This is a genomic window from Methanosaeta sp. UBA458 (assembly GCF_002496085.1).
Lineage (GTDB): Archaea > Halobacteriota > Methanosarcinia > Methanotrichales > Methanotrichaceae > Methanothrix > Methanothrix soehngenii.
In genome coordinates this window covers 12679-39622 of sequence record NZ_DAIK01000105.1, presented here as the reverse complement: position 1 = coordinate 39622, position 26944 = coordinate 12679, and the positions used below count along the sequence as shown (strand labels likewise).

24 protein-coding genes are annotated in these 26944 nt (G+C 51.5%); 10 read left to right on the top strand and 14 right to left on the bottom strand.

The window, feature by feature from the left end; all coding sequences use genetic code 11:
• The 4 genes from BP822_RS07315 to BP822_RS07300 all read left to right on the top strand — a co-directional run.
• A partial coding sequence (locus BP822_RS07315; protein WP_324296685.1) for a DUF357 domain-containing protein occupies positions 1–271 on the top strand: 271 nt, incomplete at its 5' end.
• Positions 272–358: 87 nt separating this feature from the next.
• Entirely contained in the window at positions 359–859 is a 501-nt protein-coding gene (locus BP822_RS07310; RefSeq protein WP_286878065.1) for a hypothetical protein, read from the top strand.
• A gap of 94 nt (positions 860–953) precedes the next feature.
• Positions 954–2369 (top strand): dihydrolipoyl dehydrogenase, encoded by a 1416-nt coding sequence (locus BP822_RS07305; RefSeq protein WP_273272207.1) that lies wholly within the window; start codon positions 954–956, stop codon positions 2367–2369.
• Positions 2366–3337: a radical SAM protein gene (locus tag BP822_RS07300; RefSeq protein WP_286857254.1), complete on the top strand. Its 972-nt coding sequence runs from the start codon at positions 2366–2368 to the stop codon at positions 3335–3337. The genes BP822_RS07305 and BP822_RS07300 overlap by 4 nt, the downstream gene beginning before the upstream one ends.
• Before the next feature lie 189 nt (positions 3338–3526).
• Here BP822_RS07300 and BP822_RS07295 read toward each other — a convergent pair whose 3' ends face one another.
• On the bottom strand, positions 3527–3655 hold the full coding sequence (locus BP822_RS07295; RefSeq protein WP_273272211.1) for a hypothetical protein: 129 nt from the start codon (positions 3653–3655) through the stop codon (positions 3527–3529).
• A gap of 59 nt (positions 3656–3714) precedes the next feature.
• On the opposite strand from BP822_RS07295, the gene BP822_RS07290 reads away from it, so the two are divergent.
• Positions 3715–5064 carry a hypothetical protein gene (locus BP822_RS07290; protein WP_286878063.1) on the top strand — a complete coding sequence of 450 codons (1350 nt, stop codon included), beginning with the start codon at positions 3715–3717 and terminating at the stop codon, positions 5062–5064.
• A 140-nt stretch (positions 5065–5204) separates the two neighbouring features.
• Here BP822_RS07290 and BP822_RS07285 read toward each other — a convergent pair whose 3' ends face one another.
• Positions 5205–5684: an XkdF-like putative serine protease domain-containing protein gene (locus BP822_RS07285; RefSeq protein ID WP_273272216.1), complete on the bottom strand. Its 480-nt coding sequence runs from the start codon at positions 5682–5684 to the stop codon at positions 5205–5207.
• 662 nt (positions 5685–6346) lie between these two features.
• Between BP822_RS07285 and BP822_RS07280 the strand changes: the two genes are divergently transcribed.
• Positions 6347–7180, top strand: coding sequence for a phosphate ABC transporter substrate-binding protein (locus tag BP822_RS07280; RefSeq protein WP_273272218.1), 834 nt, complete (start codon positions 6347–6349; stop codon positions 7178–7180).
• Positions 7181–7240: 60 nt separating this feature from the next.
• Here BP822_RS07280 and BP822_RS07275 read toward each other — a convergent pair whose 3' ends face one another.
• The 8 genes from BP822_RS07275 to BP822_RS07240 form a co-directional block, all read right to left on the bottom strand.
• Positions 7241–7546, bottom strand: a complete 306-nt coding sequence (locus BP822_RS07275) for a hypothetical protein (protein WP_273272219.1) — start codon at positions 7544–7546, stop codon at positions 7241–7243.
• A 186-nt stretch (positions 7547–7732) separates the two neighbouring features.
• Positions 7733–7939, bottom strand: a complete 207-nt coding sequence (locus BP822_RS12890; protein ID WP_013718442.1) for a CxxC-x17-CxxC domain-containing protein — start codon at positions 7937–7939, stop codon at positions 7733–7735.
• Between the two features lie 187 nt (positions 7940–8126).
• Positions 8127–9230, bottom strand: a complete 1104-nt coding sequence (locus BP822_RS07265; RefSeq protein WP_048132806.1) for an OBG GTPase family GTP-binding protein — start codon at positions 9228–9230, stop codon at positions 8127–8129.
• A gap of 125 nt (positions 9231–9355) precedes the next feature.
• Positions 9356–10072, bottom strand: coding sequence for a CRISPR-associated protein Cas4 (locus BP822_RS07260; RefSeq protein WP_273272222.1), 717 nt, complete (start codon positions 10070–10072; stop codon positions 9356–9358).
• A 73-nt stretch (positions 10073–10145) separates the two neighbouring features.
• Positions 10146–11666: a LysM peptidoglycan-binding domain-containing protein gene (locus tag BP822_RS07255; RefSeq protein ID WP_273272223.1), complete on the bottom strand. Its 1521-nt coding sequence runs from the start codon at positions 11664–11666 to the stop codon at positions 10146–10148.
• Positions 11663–12391, bottom strand: a complete 729-nt coding sequence (locus tag BP822_RS07250; RefSeq protein WP_013718446.1) for a hypothetical protein — start codon at positions 12389–12391, stop codon at positions 11663–11665. Before BP822_RS07250 ends, BP822_RS07255 begins: the two co-directional genes overlap by 4 nt.
• Before the next feature lie 192 nt (positions 12392–12583).
• Positions 12584–13897: a hypothetical protein gene (locus BP822_RS07245; RefSeq protein WP_286878062.1), complete on the bottom strand. Its 1314-nt coding sequence runs from the start codon at positions 13895–13897 to the stop codon at positions 12584–12586.
• 16 nt (positions 13898–13913) lie between these two features.
• Positions 13914–14549 (bottom strand): hypothetical protein, encoded by a 636-nt coding sequence (locus tag BP822_RS07240; protein WP_273272227.1) that lies wholly within the window; start codon positions 14547–14549, stop codon positions 13914–13916.
• Between the two features lie 146 nt (positions 14550–14695).
• Here BP822_RS07240 and BP822_RS07235 point away from each other — a divergent pair, with 146 nt between their 5' ends.
• Positions 14696–17029 (top strand): ATP-dependent DNA helicase, encoded by a 2334-nt coding sequence (locus BP822_RS07235; protein WP_286878061.1) that lies wholly within the window; start codon positions 14696–14698, stop codon positions 17027–17029.
• A 42-nt stretch (positions 17030–17071) separates the two neighbouring features.
• Here BP822_RS07235 and BP822_RS07230 read toward each other — a convergent pair whose 3' ends face one another.
• Positions 17072–17416 (bottom strand): DUF555 domain-containing protein, encoded by a 345-nt coding sequence (locus BP822_RS07230; protein WP_013718450.1) that lies wholly within the window; start codon positions 17414–17416, stop codon positions 17072–17074.
• Between the two features lie 512 nt (positions 17417–17928).
• Here BP822_RS07230 and BP822_RS07225 point away from each other — a divergent pair.
• Positions 17929–21240 carry a hybrid sensor histidine kinase/response regulator gene (locus tag BP822_RS07225; RefSeq protein ID WP_286878060.1) on the top strand — a complete coding sequence of 1104 codons (3312 nt, stop codon included), beginning with the start codon at positions 17929–17931 and terminating at the stop codon, positions 21238–21240.
• A 31-nt stretch (positions 21241–21271) separates the two neighbouring features.
• Here the strand turns inward: BP822_RS07225 and BP822_RS07220 are convergent, their stop codons facing one another.
• Positions 21272–21985 (bottom strand): RNA ligase partner protein, encoded by a 714-nt coding sequence (locus tag BP822_RS07220; protein ID WP_013718452.1) that lies wholly within the window; start codon positions 21983–21985, stop codon positions 21272–21274.
• Between the two features lie 101 nt (positions 21986–22086).
• Between BP822_RS07220 and BP822_RS07215 the strand changes: the two genes are divergently transcribed.
• Positions 22087–22812: a DUF128 domain-containing protein gene (locus BP822_RS07215; RefSeq protein WP_157863636.1), complete on the top strand. Its 726-nt coding sequence runs from the start codon at positions 22087–22089 to the stop codon at positions 22810–22812.
• 40 nt (positions 22813–22852) lie between these two features.
• On the top strand, positions 22853–24586 hold the full coding sequence (gene polX, locus BP822_RS07210; RefSeq protein ID WP_276620378.1) for a DNA polymerase/3'-5' exonuclease PolX: 1734 nt from the start codon (positions 22853–22855) through the stop codon (positions 24584–24586).
• Between the two features lie 39 nt (positions 24587–24625).
• Here the strand turns inward: polX and BP822_RS07205 are convergent, their stop codons facing one another.
• Together BP822_RS07205 and mptN are read right to left on the bottom strand one after the other, a co-directional pair.
• Complete coding sequence (locus tag BP822_RS07205; protein ID WP_013718455.1) at positions 24626–25903, bottom strand: adenylosuccinate synthase; 1278 nt, start codon at positions 25901–25903, stop codon at positions 24626–24628.
• A gap of 45 nt (positions 25904–25948) precedes the next feature.
• A complete protein-coding gene (mptN, locus tag BP822_RS07200; protein WP_013718456.1) occupies positions 25949–26848 on the bottom strand; it encodes a tetrahydromethanopterin:alpha-L-glutamate ligase in 900 nt (299 codons plus the stop codon).
• Between the last annotated feature and the right edge of the window lie 96 nt (positions 26849–26944).

The window sequence follows — 26944 nt, the reverse complement described above, 5'->3', positions numbered from 1 at the left end:
CCTGAAAGAGGATCTCTCAAATGAGACTGTGAAGTGGCAGGAGAAGGCAGAATCGCTCTTCGGCCAGCTATCCGGGGATGAGAGAATGCTGGAGAACATTTCCTCTTATCTATCCGACTCTCACCATTTTCTAAAACAGAATGATCTGATCAGAGCCTTTGAGGCGGTCATCTGGGCCTGGGCCTGGATGGAGATCGGCCTGGAAAAGAGTCTCCTGCACAGGGGCCCAGGGGAAGAGATCTCTGATCAAGATCCTCTGATAGGCAAATAGAAGGACCTCTCATGGAATACGCCAGTTCGAGCTTAAACTAACTTCAGGTTACTATTATATACTTAGACGTAGCTACATGGGCTTGAAATGAGGATTGATTACAGGACCCGCCTGGATGAGGCAGTTTCCCTGGCGGACATATTTGAGGTGGTAAAGACCTTGGTTGAAGAGAGCATGAACAAACGAAGGGGCGGCCTGATGCTGGGCATGGCGAACCTGGGAAACGATCCCCATGGCTTCATGGGAGGCTTTTTCACCACAGGCTCCAATGTCATTGTCCTGAATAAGATACCATTGAATAGGATCATGGAGACCCGCCCTGAGCTATACAAGCCATACGCATTCCATGTTCTTCTGCATGAGTACATACACTCCCTGGGCTACCTGGATGAGACAGAGGTGCAAGAAAAGGTCCACCAGATCACCAGAGAAGCCCTGGGCGAGGAGCACCTGGCAACGCAATTCGCCGCCAGAGCATCCGGATTCATCAAACATCTCGCCTATCCCCATGTATCATGGAAGGCGGATGATGAGGGAATCGAGCTGGTAGAGGGATTCGACCGGTCCAGCGTCTCTTATATCGCTTGAAGATCGTCCTGAGTCCCTATTCCATCCCATTGCCCGACGGCTCCCATATTCCCGCATATATTTAAGCTATCAGGACCTTCTGATATCCGATATCATGAACAGCATGAACAGATTCGATCTCATCGTCATCGGCTCGGGCGCAGGGGCACTGGTGGCTGCTCAAGCCGCTCGATCGGGAAGAAATACCGCATTGGTGGACCAGGGCCCCATGGGCGGAACCTGCCTTAACAACGGCTGCATCCCCTCGAAGATGCTCATCCATCCAGCAGACATTATCCGGAGCATCCAGGAGGCCGGGGCGGTGGGCGTCCATGCCCGAATCGAGAAGATCGATTTTCCTCTGATCATGAACCGCATGCATAAGGTGGTGGATGAGGGGCGCGCCCAAATGGAAGCGACCATCAGATCGAGGGAGAATCTGACCCACTATCCAGAAAGGGCGGAGTTCATCGACGAGTATGTCTTAAAGGTGGGATCAAGAACCCTCACTGCCCCCCAATTCGTCATCGCCAGCGGCTCTCGGTCTCGTGTTCCTCCCATCCCAGGCCTGGAAGAATCGGGATATATCGATAACGTATCGCTTCTTAATCTGAGAGAGCCTCCCCAAAGCCTGATCATAATCGGCGGAGGCTATATCGGCTGCGAGTACGGTCACTTCTTCTCCGCTGTGGGAACGGAGGTCACCATCCTGGGACGCAGCCCCCGACTTCTGAGCGGCGAGGATCCTGAGATCTCACAGCGACTGCATGAGAGCCTCTCCCGCTACTGCCGGGTGGTCACGGGCTACGAGGTCTTATCGGTGGAAAGGAATGGCGAAAAGAAGGTCGTCTCTGCCAGAGAGACAAAAGGCGGCCAGATCCAGCAGTTCGAGGGAGAGGAGGTCCTCCTTGCCGCGGGCCGGCGCTCTAACTCCGACCTTCTCCGCCCGGAGAGGACAGGAGTGGAAATCGATAGGCAAGGCTGGATCAGGGTGGACGAATATCTCCAGACCAGCAAAAAGGGCATCTGGGCTTTGGGAGATGCTATCGGAAAGCACATGTTCCGCCATACTGCCAACTATGAAGCCCGCATCGTAGCCCACAATATTCTTCTGGCTGAAAAAGAAGCAGAGCGGAAAGCGGCTGACTATCATGCCGTTCCCTATGCCGTATTCTCTCATCCGACGGTGGCGGGAGTGGGCAGGAAAGAGAGCGAGGCAAAGGCCCGAGGCTTGAAGGTGCTGGTGGGAAGGGCGAGATACACAGATTCGGCCAAGGGGGTGGCTATGGCTGAGGAGTACGGCCTGGCGAAGGTAGTTTTGGAGGAGGAGACTGGCCGAATCCTGGGGGCGAGCATAATCGGCCCAGAGGCGCCAGAGCTCATTCAGCAGGTTGTTTACCTGATGAACACCGACCGCCAGGACCTTTCCACTGTGATGAGGTCTCAGGTCATCCATCCTACCATCAATGAGGTGCTGGGGAGGGCATTCTCCGGGATCGAGCGCTCTAGAAACCGGGAGCAGCCCAAATGAGATCCTTCTCCCCCCGGCTGGCGGCCAGAGCCCTCTGGCAGATGCGGATTCGAAAGAGGCCTTATGTCCTCTCCCATGGGGTTAACGCCCGCTGCAACCTCAGATGCTCCTTCTGCCAGTACTGGAGAGAGCCCGGAGGAGAGATGACTCAGAAGGAGATCTTCAGGATGCTGGATGAGGCAAGCTCCTTTGGCATCGGGGTCTATAATGCCTGGACCGTCGAGCCCCTGCTCAGGGAGGATCTGCCCCAGATTCTGAGGCATGCTAAATCCCAGGGCCTCATCACCAGTCTGGTCACCAACGGCCTTCTGCTCGCCAAGAGGGCGGATGAGCTTGGCGACCTTGATTATCTCTCCGTCTCCGTGGACGGGATCAAGAGCTATCGGGAGCTGCGGGGAGTAGACCTGGAAAATGCCCTGGCCGGGATCAGGGCGGCAAAGAAGGCTGGCCATGAGATTCTGATCAACTGCGTGATAAGCAGCAAAAACACGGGCGAGCTGGAGGATCTGGTCCATCTGGCCGAAGAGCTGGGCACCTGGATCTCATTTGAGCCCCTGCATGAGTCCCGAGGAATTTCGGACTCGGTCTGGAAGGACCTGGGAATCCGGGATCGATCTGAATATGAGAAGGCGGTGCATAGGTTGATAGAGCTGAAAAGATCTGGTGCGCCGATCATCAACTCCCTGACCTATCTGAAGATGATATCATCACTTAAGCCCGGATTCAAATGCCATGCCAGCGACATCATCCTCCATGTAGCAGCGGATGGAAGCATCGAGAATTGCCGGGTCCATACTCAATCCCTGGCCAATGTGAAGGATGGGCTGGCGGAGGCCTGGCAGGCCTCAAGGATTGGCCGGCAGGAAGCAGTCCAGTCCTGCCCTGGCTGCCTGTTTTTCGGATATGCGGAAAACAGCCTCCTCTTCGAGTTCGTCCCCGAGGTTTTGAGGCATTATGAGTGGATGTAGCCTCATAGGGCCTGGTGGCGGAGCTGGATGATAGAAGAGTGAGGTTTATCCTCCAGCCAGTTCCTGGAGCCAGAGGGATCGGTTGGAGGGCCTCTTGATCCCCTTAAACCAGCCGCAAAAGACGGGCTTATCCGGATTGGAACCCGTAACCTTGATCGTGGCCAGCTCATCGATCCCCTGGCCACATAGCTACCAGAAGAAGAGCCTCTGGTGGCCCATGTGGGGCCAGTCGGCCCGGTACTCGATGGGCTTGAGGTTTATTGTCGAGCCGTCGGGATTTGTGGCCTGAAAAGAGAGAGCATTAGGCATTTTTTCCACATCACAGCTCTAAGCTGGCTAGTGCTTATTAATATGTGATCGATCACGTTGTATTTATTATGGATCCCAAGGAATTAGCAGCTAACTTTATAAAGGCCCGCAAAATCATTTCGGATTTATTTGATGTATCTTGGCTCGAATCCGGCACAGAAAATCAGCTTCAAAAAATATGGAAAAGGACGGATTGGGTCAATTCTGAGGCAGATTGGATCGCCTGTACGGAACTACTCATATTTGGTGATTGCCTAGAAAAATGCAAACAAATTAATGAAGATCGCACTAAATATTTTGTGGAAAAGATCAAGAGCAGCAAAGATCGCAATGAGCTAAAAGGGGCTATATTTGAGATAATTGTTGCGGGTGGATATTATAATGAAGGGCATTCCGTATTAGAATTTCCGACAAATCCTAATAATCCTGTATATGACCTGAAACTAATACAAAACGAATTTAATATATATATATCCATAAAAAATTATGGCCTATTTAGTCGTGTTGAGGAATTTTTCGAGAAATCCGAAATAATTAAAGAAATAATCAAGCAAAATATCCAGAATGGATGCAATACAATATTTATAATTAATGAAAAATCTTTTCCTAGCCTTTTGGATTGGCGGTCACTTCAAAAAAATTTGCCCACGTTATTAAATTTGGATTCTAAGATAACAGTTGATGATGATTGGTCGAAACAGCTAAAAGGTGGATGGTCAGTTTTTGTAAAATATTCTACTGGAAATGAGCCTGATTCTATAAAGAATGATGCCATTCCAGGCCCTATATGCTCTGACGAAATGTCATATATTCTATTCTTATTCACAAAACTTCACCAAAATGATTTGAAAACCTTATTAGAAAAAATTTTTGATAAGGCATGCGAAGATTTTGAGAATCATGGAAAGGACGATCAGAAATCGATAAATATAGTTTTCTTAAGGGTTCCAAGAGAGATAGATCTTGGATCGTGCAAAAGAGCAAGTATCGATTATTTTAAGGAAAAAGTAGATTCAAAGGTTTCAGGGATTTTTCTTTATCAACCTGAATTTGCTGGCACTATGAATGGGCTATTTAAGGGGGAAAGTTTAGCTCATTGTTACGAATTAATACTAAATCCCCATCAGATAGAAATAATTAATTTAAAAAAATTAAAATTAACTCCTAAGTTCATAGCCGGTATATGGAATAAAGGATCTACCCCAATTATGTTTGTTACAGGAAAGAACAATATTATATCAAAAGACATAGAGTACTATAAATATCAATCTGGTCATATATATTATCAACCAACAAAGGACAAGCACAATCCCGAAATGGTTAACGGTATTTTAATGGAACCGTGTAGGTCTTTAACCGAAATTGGCAAAAAAAAGCTAATGTTATTGCCGGAAAGCAACAACCTATTATTACTATGACAAACATTTTATGCTTAAATATTCGCAAGTATCCTAACTGCAGAGTCTTAATGGGATCTCTTACGGCAATAGTTAAAGATAAGATCCTGTAGGTCTCCAGAATCACTCTTCATCTCACCCAAATCTCACCCTCGACACCCTCACCCCCCTCCCGCCAATGCTGAAGGACTGATAATCCCCGGCCAGAGCCTTCTGCCAGATATGGTCAGCAAGACCTTTACCCCGACAACCCATGATCTGGCCCTGATCCTCTCCCCCACGAGCACCGTAGCCTCTCTCTGGATCCATGACTCCACCGGCGCGGCATCTACCGCCTTCCAGTCGTGTCTGTTGTCGAACTTGCGGGAGCGGTGCTGGAAATTGTGGGCCATCTCTTCGATGGTCTCGGCTCTCATCACATCGCCCTGAACATCTACGGTGTCTGGCTCAGTTATCACGCTGTAAACCAATCGCCTCTCTACATCAGCCTTGAGAATAAGGCAGCGTATCTCCTCTCCGAGCAATCCCTTATCGCATCCGCAATTTAATCCCTGGGCGAACAGGGCCTCTCTGAGCATCGAGGCTTTGCGGATGACCTCGCCCTTGTCTCCGTGCTTCAAGACGGCATGAGGATGGAGCATGGTCGGCTAGCTCTCCCAGTGACTCGCCGGCCTGCTTTCCCAAGGCCACCACCATCTACGGATTGAGCGCTGCAGCAATCTAGAAAATCTTTCCCTGAGAGAAAACCAGATCACCAATGCCTCAACGCTCCGGATCTCTGGGCCTCGAATAATTATATTTATCCAACAATCAGGTTCCTGACTATAGTAAAGGGGCGGGAGTGGTCACGATGGGTTGACATCACAGTAAAGCACCAAGGAGGCCCACCTCCTTTAGGGGGTGGGAGGAATTGGGTACACTTCCCAGTTTACTTTCGCGGTGCTCTGCATACATATTTAACATGTCAAATCAATCTCCTGCATGTACTTGGGCATCATAGGCACCCTAGCGGTAAACCGTTCGATGCTGATCCTGTACGGCTCTGCCAGACTCCTGCCCGAAAGGGTGCGGTCGAAACACGATTTGAAGCCGTCTTTGGCAGATCTGAGGCCAACGTTCCAGCAAGACTGGGACCTCTGCAGATCGTCGATGCATGTAGGCTGGCCTGGAGGTCCGGGCAGATCTCTGATTCTGAAACAGATCTGCTCAGGGCTGCTGAAAGCCCCTCTCCTTCAGGGGAGGGGTAGCTTACACTCAGCTGAACATTAACCTTACATAATATCAGGCCCTTTCTTTGATAGTGATGAAGGTCAAGAGCATACTACTGGTCTTGTTGCTGGTATCTTTCTTCGTTTATGTATCGGTCGAAGCACGAGAGCAGAAGGTGGCAATATCTGGGTCCAGCACCGTAATGCCCCTGGCAGAGATTTCGGCGGAGGAGTTCAATATGCTCCAGGATAACTACCATGTGACTGTGACCGCAGGAGGCTCGGGGGTGGGGATTGTGAACGTGGTCGAGGGCAGATCGGCGATCGCCATGACCTCTCGGGAGCTTCACCTGGTGGAGCGACAGAGATACGAGACGCCAACAGAGAAGTTTAATGTGATCACCGTGGGATACGATGCCATATGCCTGATGGTCAGCCCAGAGGTTTACGATTTTGGTGTCACCGACCTGTCCGCTGAGGAGGTGAGGAGGATCTATTCTGGCAGCATTAGCAACTGGAAAGAGCTCGGGGGGCCAGACGAGGAGATCTTCGCCATAGGAAGGAGGCCAGGCTCTGGAACTAGGGACTCCTTCGATGAGATCATAATGGGAAGTCGAGAGTATGAGACTCCCGGAGTCAGCTATGAGGCGGCTGAAAGCTCCGAGGTCAAGACGGCTATCCGGGGAAGCGACAATGCCATAGGCTATGTCGGATATAGCTATATAATGAGAGGAGACAGCAAAGTGATATCCCTTGATGGTATCCCGCCGACGATAGAAAACATAAAAAATGGAACATATCCCCTTGCCCGAGAGCTTTACTTCATCACCCTGGGCAGACCAAGTCCTGGGGCAAAGGCATTTACCGATTATGTCTTGAGTCCAGAAGGCCAGGAGATTGCGATTGAGAACGGATTCATACCGGCCTGAGATGGGACTTATGGATATACGGTGCCATTTTTTTGGCTAGCATGGTTATCAATTGGACTTTCAAGCAGAAGCAAGTGACGGCTCAGTCGCGATCCGGTCACAGAAGGCTCTGATCTCTTCTGGGCTCATTCTATTTCTTGGAATCACTTCGACCTGATATCCATCGTCTTCCAGACGGTTAATCAGATCCCTGAACTGGCTCATGGCCACTTTAATCTGTTTTGTGATATCTGGCACCTTAAGGATGACGATCTTTGCTGAAGGTATGACTGCATCCACCACATAGCCCCATCGAGTCGGGCGGTGCGTCAGTACTACTACTCCTCTTCTCTTGAGCTCTGAGATTATGCCCTCAAATTTAACCAAATCCGCTGATTCAGATGGTTTCATTTTAAACGCACCCCATTTCTTACAATTCCGCATCGAAAGAGCCGAACCTGTCGACTGAAGGCTATTGAGCGGCATGAGTATCCTTTTGCCGCTCGTCTATTTGCCCGAAAGCACCTGCCTTCAAATCAAAACGGATCGACTATTATGTGATGCTAAATCAGCTTAATATCTTCTGGATGTTTTGGCAGGTCTGTGCTTCTGATAGCACTCGCTGCAGTAAACCGGTCTGGACCCATCCGGCTTAAATGGAACCTGGGTCTGCTTGCCGCATTCTGAGCAGGTTACGTCAGTCATTTCTCTCGGACCACTATTGTAGCTGCCTCTGCTGCCGCCGGAGCTACCTCTGTTTTCATATTTTCTCTCAAACATTTAATTCACTTACCTTTTGAATCGACTCAAAAGAATCGAGACTGCTACAGAAAACATCTCAACAAATTACTTTGATAGACGAAATGCAGCAGTATAAGGAGGATGGCTGAGCATATATACTTGTTGGTAAAAAATTATGATAGCAGGCGCCTTTTCGCTGCCAAAATGCCCGGCCATCTCCGGCCGATCATCTCCTCTTGGTGATTATCGAGAGCACATCGCAATCCTGGAGCTCATGATCCAGCCCTATGGACTGGCCAGGGAACTTGGCGCTCTTTCCCCAGACCAGTGCATATCGAAATAGGTTTACGAAGTCCCTATGAAGATGCTCGCATACCGATTTCACTGTGCTTCCATCCAGGAGCACCAGAGGCTCCTCAAGATCTGCTTTGCCTCCCTTGGGCTTGAGATAGATGCGAATGAATCCCAGCGTCTCATATATATGGTCTTTTAGCTCCTCGAGGCCTTCAGTGGTGGCGCAGGATATGGGCAGATAGTCCCTGCCCAGGTCTTCCTCGATCTTGTCCTCGATCCCACCGTAGCGCAGGTCGAACTTGTTTATAGCCACCAGAGAGGGAATATAGACCCTGTTCCCAGCCAGGAAGTCGACCAGGGTGTCAGTGTCTATATCCTCTCGAACGGTTACATTGGCGTTCACAATGCCGTAGGCGCGGATGATCTCTGCGATCTCGAACTCCGTCATCCGAGTCAGGGGAACAGTGCTGCGCACTATGATGCCCCCCTTCCTTTCCTGGGTGATGTGGATGTTTGGCGGCTGCTTGTCCAGCCTTATGCCGGCCTCATAGAGCTCCCGCTCCAGGACCTTCAGATTGTAATTGAATACGTCCCCCAATAAGAGGATCATATCCGCGGCCCGGGCGGCAGTGATCACCTCTCTGCCCCTGCCCTTTCCCCGCGCCGCTCCCTTGATGATCCCTGGCATATCCAGGATCTGGATCTCGGCGCCTTTGTGCTTCATCACCCCAGGAATGACCTCGAGGGTGGTGAACTGATAGGCTGCCACCTCGGACTTGGATCCGGTCAGATAATTGAGCAGGCTGGATTTGCCTACGGACGGGAACCCCACCAGGGCCACCGTGGCATCGCCTGATTTTTTGATATAGTATCTTCTGCCCCCTCCGCCGCCCTTGATCTTCTGAAGCTCCTGCTGGGCCCTCAGCTTCGCTATTTTGGCCTTAATCTTGCCCAGATGATGCTCGGTGGCCTTGTTCTTCTGAGTGTTGAAGATCTCCTCTTCCAGCGCCTTGATCTGCTCCTCGATGGTTGCCATTTTGTATTTCCTCTTGGTGGGCAGGACAGCCAAATGAGCCTTCCAGCCATCAAATAGAAGTGTGATGCGCCACTTTCCCAAGAGCAATAGGGCTCCTCCTTTAAAAGCTATGGGATGGGTGGCAATTAGAAGAACTTTGAGGCCAAAGAGTGCCTCATCTCGCACATCGTCTGTGCATGGCATGACTGGCAGGGGGAGCCTTCCGGCCTGTCGGGAAGCTGGCCGTTTTTGATAAGGCGAACTCGATCACGAATGCGCAGCACCCGGGCTTTGTCTGTGCTGCGGACGGGCACCCTTCGCACCATGCCCAGGCTTGGATACTCCACCTGTCCCCAATCCACCTTTATATTCTCCTTCTCTCCTAAAAGGAGGGAATAGCCGGCCAGCATGAGACGATCTCTCTTCCAGATTCCGTTCTCTGGCGGCCGGCCGGTGCGGATGATCGAGGGAGTATCTCCTTGGGCCAGCCTGTCCAGCCTGCCGGAGAGACCCAGCTTCTCCGAATAGAGCTCTACCTCTGCCTCAAAGGGGATGAGCTGGTCCATCCAGCCTTTAAGACCGTTGACCATCGATCCAATCTCCTCATCCGCCTCATTCAAGGCGGCCTGAAGCTCGCCTGGCTCCAGATCGTAGATCAGGGGCAGTTCCACCTCCAGCCTTCCGAGAGCCTCTCTTAGCTGGCCTTCCAGATCGTCCTTCTGCAGCAATGAGAGAGCGAGGCTGCGCATCAGGATTTGCTTCGCACTGCTGAATCTCGGCAGCTTGCCCAGGGAATCGAAGTAGACGAGCCTGGGGCAACGCAGGTAAAGGCTGATGTCTGAGATCCGTACGGTCTGGTGCATCAATCTAGCATCTGTTCTCAGTCTTTAAAAAATTTTGTATTTGTACTTGCATGGTTTCAGGAGCCCTCTGCTCTTAAAATTTTCTCAGATGGCGTCCCAGGAGGCTCAAAGTAGAAGGTCTCGTCGTCTCTAATTGGTAGAATGCAGCCGGTCTTCTGTCCAGATTCTGCTCGATGCCGGATAGCCATCTATGAGTGTCCCTTCTCTGTTGAGCATCTCTCTCCAGCCATCTCAATGCATCCATGGCATCGAACGCCTGCGTCCTGATATCAGGGGTATAGGTCTGCCTCAGATGATCGTCCAGAATGCGGAGCGTGGAAGGTGGAGTTGCAGCAGCGACTGCCAGGGGGCGCCTGTTCAATTGATCAGAAGTGCGCTGCAGCCATCTCCTGGTATCCTGCCTTTCTTGAGCCTCTTGCTCCAACTTCTTTAGAGCGTCTATGGCGTCAAATGTTGGCATCCTGGTGGGTGGATTGGGTGTCCTCATAAGCTGCTGATTCAGGAGGTGGAGCTGAGAGAGATGCGCTGCCGGAGGTGGTGAGAAAATCTTGGTTAGGTGCTGGTCCAAGATACGAAGCTGCGAGGGCTGGGAAAAGGTATCTCCCCTTTTCGGCTGGTTGATATCGAAGGCATAGGGAGGACGGAGACTCTCTGGAACCCCAATTTTGGTAGGCACGTTGATGGTCTGTCCAGGTCGCAGAGTCTTGAAGTTGATGGCGGGGTTGAGCTTCTTTACATCTTCCGTGAATCGCTTTCTATCGCTGTAACCGTAATCCTCCGCTAAATACCAAACTCTATCTCCGGGCCTGATTTTATGAGCGGTGTAATGAGAGGCATCAGTCTCTACATTGGGTATGCGCTGGTAAGGCACGAATACGTGCTCAGGCTCGGAGAAGTCCCTCCAAATCATTTGCTCGACTAAATCTTGTTTGCGGCGGTACTGGGCCTGGTTACGACCGGATATATTGCAGTCGCATCCGCTGCATCCTGCGAGACTGCCGGGATTGAACGTGCCCATGGCATATTGCATCATATAACGAGCACCAGCTAAAGGTTTATCCGGAGATTCCAGTCTGCTCTCTTTTATCCAGGAATAGGTTTGGTCGCTTAAATCGAGCGTGCCGTCTCGCAGCAGGCCGCTAATGCTGTAAATAACAGGATCCTTGTAGCTCATCTTTTCTCGCCAGAGACTCTCTGCTGTATGGCTTCCACAGGATAGCACTGCCAGGGAACGGAGATTCCTGCCAGACTTGGGGAGTGTAAAGATATTCATGATAGTGGGTTTCTGCCACGGCTCGGCAGGTGCCGCCCATGGGTACCCTGTGTTGGGATCTCCATGTGAGGACCAAATGATTCCTGCAGTTCGTTCATCCTTCCATATCTTGAGGAATTCTTCTTTGGAGCATTTCTTCTTCTCAATTAGCTCAAAAGGCCTATCCGAAAGCGGATTTCTAAATCCTAATATATATCCAGGAGCCTCGGCTTTGAAGATGCTCTTCAGCTTCTCGAAATAGATTCGGGATATATCCTGCTCCGGGCTGGTGAGGTAGCCGCTTACGAAGTAGATGTACTTGGGGATTGCTTTTTCGCTCACATCCCCTTCCTCCTCCATTCATCCTTTGGCTCTTCAAATCCAAAGCTGACAAGCGAGTTGACAATAATATCGTCTAGCAGAGCCAGGTTAAGGTCGATCTCGTCGGCCACCTCCGTCATCTCCTCCAGAGTGATTCCCGCCCTCTGGCAGAATTCAATAACATCGGGCTCAGCAAGCTCTATGGGCATGTTGGTGGTATTCTGCAGCCAATGGGCCAGAGCCAGCCTGGCCTGGTCGGATGGGATTCGGTCAAAAGAGAACTGCTCGCTGAGATGGTTCAGAATCTGCTGACCGTATTGGCGCAGGCAGCGCTGGACCTTTCCATTGTGCCTCTCAGCCAGGACCCGGGCGGCCTGAGCTATGGTCAGAGTTGCATCCTGAGACTGATCCGGAGTCATGCCCATCCTTTCCAACAGGGTATGCATCAGGATCATATCGGGATGCTCCAGGTTATTCCCTTTCTCTGCCATTGCCCCGGCCAGAGAGCTTATCTCCAGCAGGTTGAGGTCGGCCAGCATCTGCGTCATGGCCCTTGCTCTATCCGCCTGGATCTGAGGCTGGCCTATTCGGAATAGCAGGCAGAAGACCAACTCGTGCCAGCGTGCGGTCTCAACTGGCCACTGATAAATATTAAGCGATGGGGCGAGAGCCCTTGCATATTCTATGAGTAACTTCCTCACTGCGTCCTTTTTATCCCGATTATGGGCCTGCTTCTCTTCTGTCATCTGCTCTTCCTCCAGTAGTGCAATTTGTGCGGTTTACGGTTTAATGGGTTTAGGCTTTAATTCGAATAGCTTTTTCGATTGATCTTTTGATGATGCGCTTTACGCAGCGGATTTATAGCGATTTTTCGTTTTAGACGCTGGCAAACTGCCCCACCTGAGGGATAGGGCTTCCCATTTCATAACCAAAAGTTGCTATTGATTTCTTGACGGCTTAACTCTGGATTGAAGGTATTGGGTCAGGTTCTCCATCCTGGAGGAGTTGATCTCTGCCTGATCCTCTAAGACCATCTTGACAAGCCAGACATCTTCAGATCCCGATCCAAAGGATGAGGTTATTCCCGCCAGGATGTAGTCTCCCTGCCGATTCTGAATAGCATAGCTTCCGAGATCATCCCCTTTACCACCGAGAACCCTTCTCCATTCCTCCAGTCCGGCAGAGTTGGTCTTTATGATCAGAGCATCTCTTCCCGAATCAGCATTATCGATCCTCCCGCCGATGACAAATCCGCCATCGATTGTCTGCTGCAAAGAGGTGCCTGAGCTTCCCAGGTACGATCTCTCCCAGATCTTCCGGCCTAGCTGATCCAGCCGGATAAGAATGATCTTCTCCTCCTCCAGGCCTGACTCCGACCTGCCCACCAGGGCGTAACCATTGGCCAGCTCCGCCACCTGGAAGGCGACATCATCCTTATCTCCGCCATAGCTTACATTCCAGCTCATGACGCCCTGGTCATCGGTCTTCAAAAGCCAGATATCGTCCCCCCTTTTCCCCAGGGATGCCGTCCTGCCGGCCACAATGAAGCCGCCATCCTGGCTTTGCAGTACAGACAATCCCACATCCTCATCTGCCCCTCCATAGCATCTATCCCATAGCAGATTCCCGTTGCTGTCGGTACGGATGAGCCAGAGGTCCTTTCTACCAATGCTCTTTGATTGGGTATAGCCGGTTGCGATATATCCCCCATCATCGGTTTCATCCACTGACCAGCCACCATCGCCTGAAGAGTGCACAAAACCGCCAAAGGTCTTATCCCAGAGCAGGCTTCCATTCCCGTCCATCCTGATGAGCCACAGCCGCTCCTCGCCCAAGCCAAAGGAGTTGGTGCTTCCGGCGATGATGTAGCCGCTATCTGCGGTCTCCCGGACAAAATAGCCTACGTCCTCGCCCGATCCACCCATAATCCTGCTCCAAAGGGGGTTTCCATCTGGATCGACTCTTACCAGCCATAGGTCGCTTCCCTCTCCCCTGGTTGCCGTATGGCCCACGAGGATGTAACCGCCGTCATTGGTCTCCTGGACTGACCAGGCACCATCGCCATACCTTCCTCCGTAGGTCCTGTTCCATTCCTCTGTCAGTCCCTCACCATAAAGAGAGGCTGCGGCGGGAGAGATATGATAAAAAGAGATGAGGAAGACGAAGAGAAGCGATGCCAGGAGTGGCAACACCAGTAGAATTGACCGAAAGCGTCGAGATGCAGTCCCCAGGCGGATATTGGTCTTTTTCATGGTGTCTTGGCCGCCTCTAGATTCCTATATCCTGGAATTTTACTGCCTTTTCCATAGAGAAGCTCCCGCTAAGGAAGGTGCTGGAGTCGATGTTGTTCTTGCCCATCTGGTGCTGGGAGGACTTGATTCCATAGTAGCCATCGAACTTAGCATTGCTGCTGGAACCTATGCCTTGATTTCCAGTTGAACCACCCGGGACCGGGATCGATGAGTTCAGCCTAGATTGATTGCCAGCGAATGCTTCAGTGGCAGATCCATTGGTAGCTGATGAGCTGATTGATGCATTAGTGGCTGTGAAGTTTAGTGCTGATATGTTAGCAATTGAAGAGTTGAGGACCGATGTGCCAGCTACAGAATGATTCGTGCCAGGCAATTCCGGATTGAGTGGATTTGATCCCTTCAAACCAGAGCTGATAGAATCGCCATTGCCACCCTCTCCCTCTGCGGCCCATTGGCTCTTGGACATCATATCAACTAGGGCTCCGGCCATCCTCTCCTCCAGCCTCTTCGTGTCTAAACTCATGATCGACAATCTGGAGCTCTCATATCCAGCAAGGCCGTCTTGGCCATCTTCGTTCTGGGAAGGAGAAGACAATACAGGAAAGACAATTGTCAATATTATCATGATCAAGACTGCAATTTCCGCTTTCATTACCCTCACCATCAATGCTACAGAATAAGGATGTCATCAATACAATTTCAACTTTTCTATACAAGAGAGTCTTTTGCAATGGTTTCTCCCCTATTTCTTCCGTGCTATGGATAGCATTTATCTGTTCCCAGTGGAATCATGCCTCTGTGTACCTGGATTATTTGCCCTATGAGTCTCTCCGGCCTCACCAGGACAGGATGCTGGACGCAGTCTATGATGTGGTGAGCAGAGGAAATCAGGGCATTCTGATGATAGATGCTCCCACCGGCACTGGAAAGACGAGCTGCATCAGCGCTGCTCTGGCCGCCGCTCCGGGAAAGATCGTGGTAGCGGTGAGAACCGTCTCTCAGATCGATATCTACATCGATGAGATCAATCGAATTTGGTCCAAGACCCGCCACAAGCCGGAGATCGCCTATATGGTGGGAAAGCAGAGGATCTGCCCTCTGGAGGGCGAGTTCCGAGCAGAGAGCGTCTATGCCGGCTGCTTGAGGCTTAGAGAGTGGACGAAAAACTATGTCTCCTCGAAGATCGGCAAGGGCAATGCAGCCATCTACGATCCTTATGCAGATAGCATTCCCGAGGAGGAGCCGGGTTACAGGACGTTCTGCCCGTACTACCTGCGAAGCAGAGAGGGCTTTGAGATCAATGGTACTGTCCATTTCCGCCGATCCGCCAGGGCCCTGGATGTGGTAGAGGGCCTGAAAAAGAGGGTCACGGCACCCTCGGGGCTTATGGACTCCTGCCAGGGCATCTGCCCCTATGAGATCATGAGCCTTTACGCCAAGAACAGCGATATAGTGATCATGAACTACTCTCACCTCTTCAGTCCTGAATTCCAGGACATCATCTTCCAGTGGCTGGAGATGGACTCGGAGAAGGTCACCCTGATCATAGATGAGGCCCATAACCTGGGAGATGCGGTAAGAGCGATGAACTCACGCCACCTCACCCAAAGGATGATAGATCTTGCCGAGACCGAGGTGGAGAAGTTCGAGGGCACCTTGGGGCAGGCCAGGCTGGAGGAGACGAGGGAGGAAGCCTCCTGGAGGAGAGAGGGAATCAGGATCATACGACAGCTCCTTCCCAGGCTCCGGAGGTTCCTTCAGAGCCGGCTGGATAGAATGCCTGAGGGCGAGGCCCTGATGGATGCCGATCTGTTTCGCGCCTTCCTCTACGATGGGATCGATGACATCGAAGACGCGTTATCATATTTCTCAGATGTTGCAGTGGCAGTCGCCGATCTGAACCTGGCGGAAGGAGATAGGGAGAACCTGCAGGGGGATATTCAGCCCAGCCTCGCCCTGGTGCTGCTCTTTCTCAGAGACATGGAGACGGCGGAGACCGATATCGCTCTTCAGAGGAAGATCGTGGTCACCGGTGTGGGAAAAAGGAAGCTCGTCCGGCTGGAGGTCAATAACATCGATCCGGCGGCCAACATCCGGCGGATTACAGACAACGTCAATGCCACTATCATGCTCTCCGGCACCTTCTCCCCCCTGGAGGCTTATGAGCTCTACTGTCTGGGAGAGGAGGGCAGAGCAGAGAAGCTCAGCCTGCCCAACCCCTTCCCCAAGGAAAACCGCCTCCTCCTGGTGGCTAAAAAGGCCACGACCCAGCTGGAGCAGAGGGAGGATATGGACAATAGGGAGGAGATATCGGGGCACATAAGATCACTGATCGAGTGCGTCCCGGGAAATGTGGCGGTGTTTTTCACCTCTTATCCCATGATGAACAATTACCGGGACGTCTGTCTCTCATCCTCAAGGAAGGTTGGAAAGAAGCTCTGTGTTGAGCCCCGCAGCGCAGACCAGGTCCCTGAGCTTCTGGATCTGTTCTTCTCTTTAGGGGCCAGGGGCGGGGGGGTTCTGACCGGGGTGTGCGGTGGAAAGCTGGCAGAGGGGATCGACTATAAAGGCGAGGCCCTGAAAGGAGTGGCAGTGGTAGGGCTGCCTTTGTCGGCATACGACGAGATCCAAAAGGAGATCAACAGCTACTATACCATGAAATATGGCAAGATCAAAGGTATGCTCATCGCCTACACTTTGCCTGCGATAAACCGGGGGCTGCAAGCTGCAGGAAGGGTTATCCGGGCGGAATCCGAAAGGGGCGTCCTGCTGTTCTGCGACCGCCGGTTTGGATATGACGATCTCGGGGGAGTTAATCAGTTCCTTCCAGGCTGGGTGAGGGAGGAGTTGATTTTGGTGGATGCCAGAGAAGGAGGGGAATTGATCCAAGAGAAGATCGCGAAATGGCAGATGGATAATTATTCCGGAGGCAATCCAGAAAGAGACTCTGAAATCCTCCCTGCAGGCGATTTGAAGGGCGCTGCCCAGAAGAGAAGAGCTCAGGAGAGCGGCAGGAAGGGGGATGAATCCTCTTCGGCCAAGAGGGCAAGGCCGCGAAGGGGAGGCAAGAGGGATCTGAGGGAGCTGGCAAGATCTCTAGGCCTGGGGGATCCCGGTTCCAAGAGAAGCTGATACCAAGAGACCCAGCCCATGTGGAGGGATGAATCGGAGAATCTAGCCGATCTTTTCTGTCTCCAGCACCCGCAGGGGAATGGTGCCCAGGGCCTTTCCAACCGTTGATTTTGCGATCCTTCCTGCATGCTCCTCGCTCTCTGCATTGAAGATCTTGATCTCAAATAATAGCGCCACCAGTGCCATGCTGGCGACGAGGAAGACGCCGTCTAAGGGCTCATTGCATTCCGGGCAATCCCATTGGCCCACCTCTACCTCAACAAAGTCCATCTTTCTCTGGTTCAATCTCTTTCCCGCTTCAGAGATGGCCACACCGATAGCATCATCCTCGGTCTTGACATCTCTGACCAGCCAGGCACCCTCCAGCAAGACATTGAAATTCGGCATTGCTCAAATGCTAGGAGGATGTATGATATCTACTTTTTCCGCCAGAAATTTTCTTTCTATACTACTTATAAAATCATGTTACCATTCTCAATAATATACCGCTTATAAAAAATCGTAATGCTATATATTTTGCGAATACATTATCATTACGGACGGATATGTTGTTATATTAGAAAGCTGAAATATAGAACCTGAGTGGAGTTGGGATGGTTGGTCAAGGTCTTGTTCATTATAGAGGTTGATATCTGATAAATGGCTCTTCGCTGAATTATTTGGGTGAGTTCAGGCAGAGAATATGGCCTCTGTTCCTCTGTGTCTCTGTGGTTGGGTCAGAGCATCGCGATTCACCACAGAGGCACCGAGACACAGAGAACCAGCGATTCAAGTTCACCCATACAAAATAACGAGGAGCCTGATATATCATCTTAAATCTGATCCAAGCCGGATTCCTTGCCATCCCCCGTTCAGCTATACAGACGGGCGAATTGCACTCTGGATGATGATGATATTGATTGCTCCACATTGATGATGCCATCATTCAATGGAAGACGAAGATGAATAACGCAGCCGAGACGGTAATTGTCGCTACTGACAATTCGGAGAGCCATGCGGGCGAGCCGCCAGATTCATCCGAGCGGCGCGCATCCAGGCGGGTCTTTCCATTTCGCTATTCATTGGCCATCGCAAGCACAATTGTCATTTGTTATGCCCTGGTGATGTTCATCTTGAGGGATGATCCAGAGGCGACAGTTGCTTTCACAGACCTGGCGCTCATCCCAATAAACGGCATGGCTGCATTAGCCCTGCTTTATGCGGCTGCTTCTTCTTATCAGCAGAGAAAAAAAGTATATCTGACCTGGCTGATCCTCTCTTTAGCGACATTTAGCTTCACCATGGGGGATGTTATTTGGGCTTATGAAGAGACCATTCTCAAGGTCGACCCATTTTTTTCCATCTCAAACGTCTTCTTTCTGGCATACTATCCTCTATTTCTATGGGGGATCTTCGTCCTCCCCTCTTTGGAATTATCCTTAAAAGAGAGATTCAAGATGGCCCTGGATTTCGGAATAGTAATGTTTGCCGGGATAATCATATTCTGGAACTACATAATCAGTCCAGTTGTTCAGGAATCAGCAAACTACGACCTTTTCACATTGCTAATCTATATCATTTATCCTCTAGGGGATCTGATCTTGCTCTTCTCTGTCCTGGAGCTTCTCTTCAGGAAGATTCGGGGCAATGAACAGACCTCATTGCTCCTTCTTGCTGCCGGAATGATCGGTCTGATTATAACCGATTCCATATTTCTACATTTGTCATGGTCTGATTCCTATGCAGCAGGAGGTCTTCTCGATCTGGGCTGGCCATTATCCTATGCACTGGTAGGTCTTGCGGGCATGTCTCAGGCGGATGTTGTATCAAAGAAGAATTCCTTCAAGATACCTGAATTCGGGGAATTCCGCTCAGGAGGGCTGACCTGGCCACTCTACCTTCCATATTTATTCGCAGCGGGAGCATTTGCTCTGCTGGTCTGGAGCTATGAAAATCCGATTGGCCTTTCCTTCGCCAGCTTATCCTGGGCAGTGGGGATGATAATCGGCCTGGTCATACTGCGACAGATACTTGTTCTGAACGAAAATGTCAGCCTTTATAAAAAAGCTCAGAAGGATATTCAGGAGAAAGAGCTGGCCAGGGCCGAGGTCATCCGCCTCAACGAAGAGCTTGAAGAAAGGGTGGCCCGGCGAACCAAGCAGCTGGAGGATACCAATAGAGATCTGAATTGTGAAGTGCAAGAGAGAATACAAGCGGAAGCAGCCATGAGGGACTCGGAGCGCAGGATGGCGGATATCATAAACTTCCTCCCGGATGCTACCTTCGTCATCAATAAAGAAGGAGTGGTAATTGCCTGGAACCGGGCCATAGAAATGATGACCCAAGTCAAGGCAGAGGATATTTTGGGAAAGGGCGAATATGAGTACTCTCTGCCCTTTTATAAAAAGCGAAGGCCAATTCTGATTGACCTGGTCACAAATCAGGATCTTGATGTAAAGGGCTGCTATGAAGAGCTCAAGTGGCATGAGGATGGCAGCCTGGCTGGCGTTAGCTTCATCTCAAACCTCAATGGAAAGTTGACCTATCTGCAGGGTAGTGCAGCGGTTCTGTACGATTCAGAGGGTAATATCTATGGAGCAATCGAGTCCATTCGCGATATCACTGACCAGAAGATGGTGGAGGAGGACCTCAAGAACTCCAAAGAGAGAGCCGAATTAGCCACAAGGTCGAAATCCAATTTCCTGGCCAATATGAGCCATGAGATCAGAACGCCAATGAATGCCGTCGTTGGCATGACCGGCCTGCTCCTGGAGACCGATTTGAAGCCTGAACAGCGCGAATACTTGGAGACCATTCGAACCGGCGGAAACACCCTTCTCGCCATTATCAACAATATCCTGGATTACTCCAAGATCGAAGGAGAGAAGATGGAGTTGGAGATCTTACCATTTGATCTCCTGGGCTGCATAGAGGAGTCGATGGATATGGTGGCGGCGAATGCAGCGGAAAAAGGCCTTGAGATTGCGTATTTCCAGGACGATGATGTGCCCAGGTTTATATTGGGAGACCAGATCCGTCTGCGTCAGATCCTGGTCAATCTTCTGGGAAATGCCACCAAGTTCACTGAGAAGGGAGAGATCGTCTTATCCCTGAGCACAACCCCACTGGATGATGGAAGAATCGAGCTGCATTTTAGAGTTATGGATACTGGAATCGGCATCTCTCAGGAGAATCTAAGCCGTCTCTTTCAATTCTTCACCCAGGTTGATTCCTCAACCACAAGGCATTATGGCGGCACAGGTCTGGGCCTGGCCATAAGCCGCAGGCTGGTGGAGATGATGGAGGGAAGGATCTGGGTAGAGAGCGAAAAGGGAGTGGGAAGCACCTTCCATTTCACCATTCGCTGCCAATTGCATCATGATAATAGCCGCTCAGAGCCTGGAGATTCGATCCTCTCCAGCAAGAGGGTGCTGATAGTGGAAGGCCATAGGTCGGTCAGAGATATGCTCTTCAGGATGGCCGGCTCCTGGGGAATGGAGGCTGTAGCTCTAGCTAGAGCTGAAGAGGCCATAGAGCTCATGACCAGAGGGACAGCGATATCAGGGACCGGGCAATTAAAGAGCAATTCATTTGATTGTGTAATTCTGGACACCGTTCTGCCGGACATGGAAGGCCTGCTTCTTGCCCGGAGGATCAAGGATTTGAGCGTTGCCTCCTTTGTGGTGATGATAAGCCATATGGGAGAGGAGGTAGTGAAGGATGATTCGCTCTCCGGATGGCTGACCAAGCCAGTGAAACCGCGTCTGCTAAAGAGGCTTCTTATCGATCTAATATCTCCGCCTAAAAGAGAGATCCAAGATTTTGAAGCTCAGTCCGTTTCATCCAAAGATATAGCCCGCGATCTGTCTATCCTTCTGGCGGAGGATAATCCCATAAACCAGAAGGTGGCGCTCATAATGCTGAGACATCTCGGCTATAAGGCCGATGTAGCCAGCAGCGGTCCTGAGGTCCTGACCAGTGTGAAGAGAAAGCATTACGACGTCATTCTCATGGATATACAGATGCCGGATATGGATGGCCTTGAGGCCACCCGGCATATTAGGGAGATGGATGGATCAGTCTCGCAACCCCATATCATAGCTATGACTGCTTACGCTCTGGAAGGTGATCGAGAGGAGTTCTTGAAAGCCGGCATGAATGGCTATCTGAGCAAACCGATCCAGTTAGGAGAGCTGAAATCAGCCTTGGAAAGTGTGAAGCCAATAGATTAGATGAAATTATGGAAAAGATGATCAATGCTGATCAGATCATTCTATCCTCTTCTCTCTCCTCTATAAAAAGCTCCGGCAATGCATTCATGTACTCTTTTATCATTATGGGAAAAGATCTGGATTCCATGAAGCGCAGACCCAACTGCTCTGCCCAGCGCTGTATCCCCAAATCTTGGGAGACGACTGCAGCATCCAGCTCCTTGGCCAGCAGCAGAACATCGATGTCGGGAGCGCTATCCAGAATGCCATAGCGAAGGGCAGCTCTGTACTTCTCCCGAAACTTCCTTATTATGCTCCCCACGACCTCCCTTTCTATCTCATCCCTCATCTCTCTCAGATCGCCCTTGCTTTCTGACAAAGCGATGCATCTGGAGACCGACTCCCATACAGCTTCCTCAGATATGTTCATACCCTTATTAATGCGGCTCCTCATGTAATCCACATATTCATAAAAGATCTTTGAAGGCACCTTGACCTTGTATCTGTCCGGAGTCTTCTTGACCAGCCAGGTATCGACCTTTCCCAGGATGCGAGAATCGCAGCTATTATGCCTGGCAAAATCCTTGATCTCATTGTAGACGGAGGGATATGGTATATAGCAGCTGATTCCCAGGTGAAGCCTGCCCTCTGAAATGCGATCCAGGATGGCGTTCATTCCTTCGCAGATGTCAGTGGCGCCCTCGCTCTCCCAGGCCATGGAGTCTGTAAGTGCAGTTGTATCCAGAACAAATCTTTGGCGCAACATTGCTGAATGTATTGGATCAAGTGATATAAGATAGCTTCCAGAAAGGCCAAAAGAAAGTGCCCCCAAAAAAGCTAATAAAGCCCTATCGCTGATTGGAGGATGTGACCCCAGTGCAACCTCTGGTCTTCACCCTGGCCAGAATTGAGAACCTGATGCATCAGGTGAGCTTCGATCCGGCGGGTATGAAGGGCAAGATCATTACCAATACCACCACGGTAAGAAAGGAGGCTCTGGATGAGACCCTGGCAGTCTTTTATGATACCATCAACAGCGGCCTGGCGGTGTCGCCGATGATCAAGGTCATAGAAGGAAAGGGGAGGATCAAAATCAAGACCGCCTGCAGCCTGACCCTTTGCGCCGTAATGCTCAAGCATGGCATACCGGTTCATCCCAAAGGAGGAGGTCTGGTGGAGGTGGTTGAGAGAGAGCCGACCAGGTTCACAGATATGCTCATGTATTGGGCTACGACCGTCGATCCCATTGATGTCCTGACCGCTCAAGGGCTGATGAATATCACAGGGATGATGCGCACCGGGAATGGCCGGATCTTAGGTAACCTTCACGAGGCACCTATGCTCGCCCGGGACAAGATCGAGGATGTGCTTGAAGCTCTGGCCCAGGCGGGATTCGCCGGGGTGCTGGAGCTGGGCCAGCCGAATATGAATGTCCTGGGGGTCTCAGTGGAGAGGGATCATGTGGGATTGGCACTGGTCGGAGGGACCAATCTTATGGCTGCAGCAAAGGAATGCCAGATAGATGTGATGCATGAGTCGATCAGCGACCTGACAGATATTTCTGAATTGAAGCATATAGAAGAGCTTCTTTAGAAAGCATTATTCTTATACCACAAGTGATCAATCCGTTTTTGTGATCGATTCCGTCAAGAACCGCGAGATTGCTGGCATTCTCTACCAAATGGCAGAGCTCCTGGAGCTGCATGCAGAGAATCGCTTCAAGATAATAGCCTACAGCAGAGCTGCAAGGGCAATCGAATCCCTAACAGAGGATATCGAGCAGGTCTGCAGGGATGGAAGGCTGGAGGGCATTCCTGGCGTTGGGAAAGCGATCGCTGAGAAGATCAAAGAGTACCTGCGCACCGGCAGGATTCAGTCTCATCAAGACCTCCTGGCGGATACACCGCAGGGCCTGGCCGAGCTTCTCCAGATCTCAGGTTTAGGCCCAAAGACGGTCTTTATGCTCCATGAGAAGCTGGATATAACCAACCTGGATGAGCTGGAGAAAGCTGCGAGGGAGCACCGTATTCGCCGGCTTCCCAGAATGGGCGTGGTGCGCGAGAAGAATATACTGAAATCCATCGAAAGGTACAGGAAGCGCAGCAATCGCATTCTCTACAGCACTGCTGAGAGCATTGTTGATGAGATCCTGACATATCTGGGAGGCATAGAGGGCCTGGAGCATGCCACTGCCGCAGGAAGCTACCGCCGACGAAAGGAAACCGTTGGAGACATCGATATTCTGGCCACTGCTGCAAGGCCGGAGGAGATCGTGGCGGCTTTTGTGAAGATGCCTTTAGTAGAGGAGGTCCTGGCCAAGGGTCCCACCAAAGCGAGCGTCATTATGAATGATACCATCCAGGTGGACCTGAGGATAGTCGAGCACCGGTCCTATGGCACCGTGCTTCAGTACTTCACCGGCTCCAAGGAGCATAATGTCAGCATGCGCCAGCTTGCTCTCGATCGCGGCTACTCATTGAGCGAGTACTCCCTCACCCGCTTGGCCAATGGCCAGGATCTGTTCTTCGATCAGGAGGAAGAGGTTTACCAGGCCCTGGGCCTGCAGTACATACCGCCTGAGCTGCGAGAGGACCGGGGAGAGATCGAGGCGGCGCTGGGAGGGAGGCTGCCCAGGCTCGTCGAGGCGAAGGATATTCGGGGAGATCTGCATGTCCATAGCATCTGGTCGGACGGCAGAGCCTCCATCATCGAGCTGGCCCAAGCCGCCCGATCTATGGGCTATGAGTATATCGCATTATCCGACCATTCCCCATCGGTAGGCATCGCCGGAGGGATCGGACGAGAGAAGATGGAGGAGAAGATCGAGGCGGTGGCAGAGGCAAATGATAGCCTGGAAGGGATCACCGTCCTGATGGGCGCGGAGGTGGACATAAAGGCAGACGGCAGTCTGGACTATCCCGATGATCTTCTGGAAAGGATGGATGTCGTTGTTGCCTCGGTCCATATGGCCCAGCAGCAGAAGGAGAGGACGATAACCGGAAGGCTGATCTCGGCCATAGAAAACCAGAACGTAGATATCATTGGCCACCCAACGGGAAGGATCATCAACCAGCGAGAGCCATCGGATATGGATTTTCATGCGGTTTTAGAGGCAGCGGCAAAAACCGGTACCGCTCTGGAGATCAATGCTCATCCCAGCCGCCTGGATCTGAATGATGTCAATGCCCGGGCGGCAAAGGAGATGGGAGTTCAGATGAGCATCAACTCCGATGCCCATGACGCCGGGCAACTTCTAAACATGAAATACGGGATTAACGTCGCCAGGCGAGCTTGGCTGGAAAAAAAGGACCTGATCAATGCCATGGATTTGAAGGATCTCATCCAGTTTCTTAAAAAGAAGCATTAGGAGTCTTTTAGCTCTAGATAAAAGGAAGAGATGCAGATTTCATTCTTCCTCCATATCCCGGAATATGGTCTGCTCTCTTCCCGGTCCAACCGATACCGCAGATATTTCCACACCCAGCAGGTCCTCGAGCTTTTCTACATAATCGCGGGCATTCTCGGGCAGATCGTCATAGTCTTTGACCTCGGTTATATCCTCCGTCCAGCCGGGCACTTCTTCATAGATGGGCTTGCAGCGGGCAAGGTCTGTGGTGCTCTCCGGCGGATAGCCAAGGGTATCGCCGTCCAGATCGTAGCCCACGCAGATCTTTATGGGATTGATGCCCGTGAGCACATCAAGCTTGGTGAGGGCCATCTCAGTGTAGCTGTTGAGATATACGGACTTCAGGCCTAAGACGGCATCAAACCAGCCGCATCTGCGCGCCCTTCCCGTGGTGGTGCCGTATTCTCCACCCTTCTCTCTCATCTGCTCGCCCAGGGAATCGACTAGCTCCGTGGGCATGGGCCCCTCGCCCACCCGGGTGATGTAGGCCTTGATCACTCCCACCACGTTGTCGACCATCACCGGGCCCACGCCCAGATTTGCGCAGGCGCTTCCTGCGATGGTGAAGCTGGAGGTTACAAACTTCTGGGTGCCGTGAATGACATCCAGAAATGCCCCTTGAGCCCCTTCAGCCAGGACGCTCTTCTCCTCAAGGATAGCGATGTTGATCTCTCGCGAGACATCGGCGATCCTGCTCTTCAGTTTCTTTCCGATCTCCAGATACTCATCGATGTAAGGCGCATATCTGACTACAGTCGGGTCGCCGCCCATATCAAGGATTGCTTTCTCCTTGCCAGGCGCGATCTCCTTCAGCTTGGCTTCCAGTAAGGCAGGATCGGTGAGGTCACCCATCTGGACCTCCTCGCGAGCGACCTTGTCCACATAGGCAAATCCAATGCCACGGTTTGTGGTCCCGATCTTTTCCGTCCTCGCCTTCTCACGCAGGCTGTCCAGCTCGATGTGATAGGGCATGATGATCGTCGTCTTGGGATCAATTCCCAAGTCGACCTTGATGCCTTCAGACTCCAGGGACTGAATTTCATTCCATAAAACCCGGGGGTTAAGCACCACACCCGGCCCGATCAGAAGCCTGCGGCCGAAGATCGCGCCGCTGGGAACCAGATGGAGCTTGTATGTCTTTCCTCCCACAACCACCGTATGACCTGCATTGTCGCCTCCCTGGAAACGAACAATGACATCGTAGTTCTCTGCCAGTAGATCTATAACCTTGCCTTTTCCCTCATCACCAAACTGCGCACCGGTGAGTATTGTAAACATACTCCGTGAGATGGCCGGTCACGTAGATAACTATTTTGATGGAAATCATCCCTTTCTGTGATCCAGATTGGAGCAGACATGCTCTGCTATCGCTTCTGTGACATCTATTCCCAGGGCATCATAGATCCCTTTGCCTGAGGGGGTCCCGTTCACCTCTATTGTCGTCAGGCCATCCTTGCTCTCCAGGAGGTCGACGCCGCAATATATGGCACCAACGGCGCGGGCAGATCTCACCGCCAGGTCCTCCAGCTCACGGGTTTTCGGACAGGGGGTGGGCCGGCCACCTCGCGCCAGATTGCTGATCCATTCTCCCGGTGGAGCATTGCGATAGATGGCTCCCTGCAATCTGCCGTCCACCACGAAAGCCCGGATATCGCGCGCTGAGCCGGAGGTGACATTGATAAACTCCTGCAGGTAGACCATCCCCCTCCTCTCCACTATCTCCCTCAGACTCTCGATGTCTGCCTGCTTGCTGCTCTTTAAGAGGATGATATCCTTTCCTTTATAGCCGAAAAGCGGCTTGGATACCGCCGTTTTAAAGGAATAAAGGGCCTCCTCGGCAATCTTTGGGCTGGTGGTGGCCACAGTCCTCGGTGTGGGCACCGAAGCGCCATGCAGCCTCCTGGATGTAGCATACTTGTTTGCCGCACTGGAGATGGCTTCGGGGGGATTGATGACTGAAATTCCCAACTCCACGAGGGCAGTCAGGGCCTCGAAGCGAAAGGAGACATCGACCGCCCCCCGCCTCCCCAGGTCGCGGACCACCAGGGCGTCCAGGTCCAGGAGGTTAACGTCGCCGCAACTAAAATCCAGCCTTTTACCGATTCCGCTTTTAAGCTCTGAGAAATCAAGGAATGTCGCATCCATCTGCCGCCGGGAAAATGAGGCCATTAAAGCCTGAGCCGTCCAGTCGTCCCGGTCGGAGACCACGATTCCAACTTTCATGGGCGAGATTTGGCGATCAGATATAATATCTTGATTGTATCCAAGCCTCCCCGGCGTTGAGGGGGCCAGGGCAGGTATCGAGTGGGTAGCGGGATA

What these genes read in the sequence shown, in the direction of transcription:
- BP822_RS07310 (WP_286878065.1), top strand. Translation starts at nt 359, where the DNA reads ATGAGGATTGATTACAGGACCCGCCTGGATGAGGCAGTTTCCCTGGCG.
- BP822_RS07305 (WP_273272207.1), top strand. Translation starts at nt 954, where the DNA reads ATGAACAGCATGAACAGATTCGATCTCATCGTCATCGGCTCGGGCGCA.
- BP822_RS07300 (WP_286857254.1), top strand. Translation starts at nt 2,366, where the DNA reads ATGAGATCCTTCTCCCCCCGGCTGGCGGCCAGAGCCCTCTGGCAGATG.
- BP822_RS07290 (WP_286878063.1), top strand. Translation starts at nt 3,715, where the DNA reads ATGGATCCCAAGGAATTAGCAGCTAACTTTATAAAGGCCCGCAAAATC.
- BP822_RS07285 (WP_273272216.1), bottom strand. Translation starts at nt 5,684, where the DNA reads ATGCTCCATCCTCATGCCGTCTTGAAGCACGGAGACAAGGGCGAGGTC.
- BP822_RS07280 (WP_273272218.1), top strand. Translation starts at nt 6,347, where the DNA reads ATGAAGGTCAAGAGCATACTACTGGTCTTGTTGCTGGTATCTTTCTTC.
- BP822_RS12890 (WP_013718442.1), bottom strand. Translation starts at nt 7,939, where the DNA reads ATGTTTGAGAGAAAATATGAAAACAGAGGTAGCTCCGGCGGCAGCAGA.
- BP822_RS07265 (WP_048132806.1), bottom strand. Translation starts at nt 9,230, where the DNA reads ATGGCAACCATCGAGGAGCAGATCAAGGCGCTGGAAGAGGAGATCTTC.
- BP822_RS07260 (WP_273272222.1), bottom strand. Translation starts at nt 10,072, where the DNA reads ATGCACCAGACCGTACGGATCTCAGACATCAGCCTTTACCTGCGTTGC.
- BP822_RS07250 (WP_013718446.1), bottom strand. Translation starts at nt 12,391, where the DNA reads ATGACAGAAGAGAAGCAGGCCCATAATCGGGATAAAAAGGACGCAGTG.
- BP822_RS07245 (WP_286878062.1), bottom strand. Translation starts at nt 13,897, where the DNA reads ATGAAAAAGACCAATATCCGCCTGGGGACTGCATCTCGACGCTTTCGG.
- BP822_RS07240 (WP_273272227.1), bottom strand. Translation starts at nt 14,549, where the DNA reads ATGAAAGCGGAAATTGCAGTCTTGATCATGATAATATTGACAATTGTC.
- BP822_RS07230 (WP_013718450.1), bottom strand. Translation starts at nt 17,416, where the DNA reads ATGCCGAATTTCAATGTCTTGCTGGAGGGTGCCTGGCTGGTCAGAGAT.
- BP822_RS07220 (WP_013718452.1), bottom strand. Translation starts at nt 21,985, where the DNA reads ATGTTGCGCCAAAGATTTGTTCTGGATACAACTGCACTTACAGACTCC.
- BP822_RS07205 (WP_013718455.1), bottom strand. Translation starts at nt 25,903, where the DNA reads ATGTTTACAATACTCACCGGTGCGCAGTTTGGTGATGAGGGAAAAGGC.
- mptN (WP_013718456.1), bottom strand. Translation starts at nt 26,848, where the DNA reads ATGAAAGTTGGAATCGTGGTCTCCGACCGGGACGACTGGACGGCTCAG.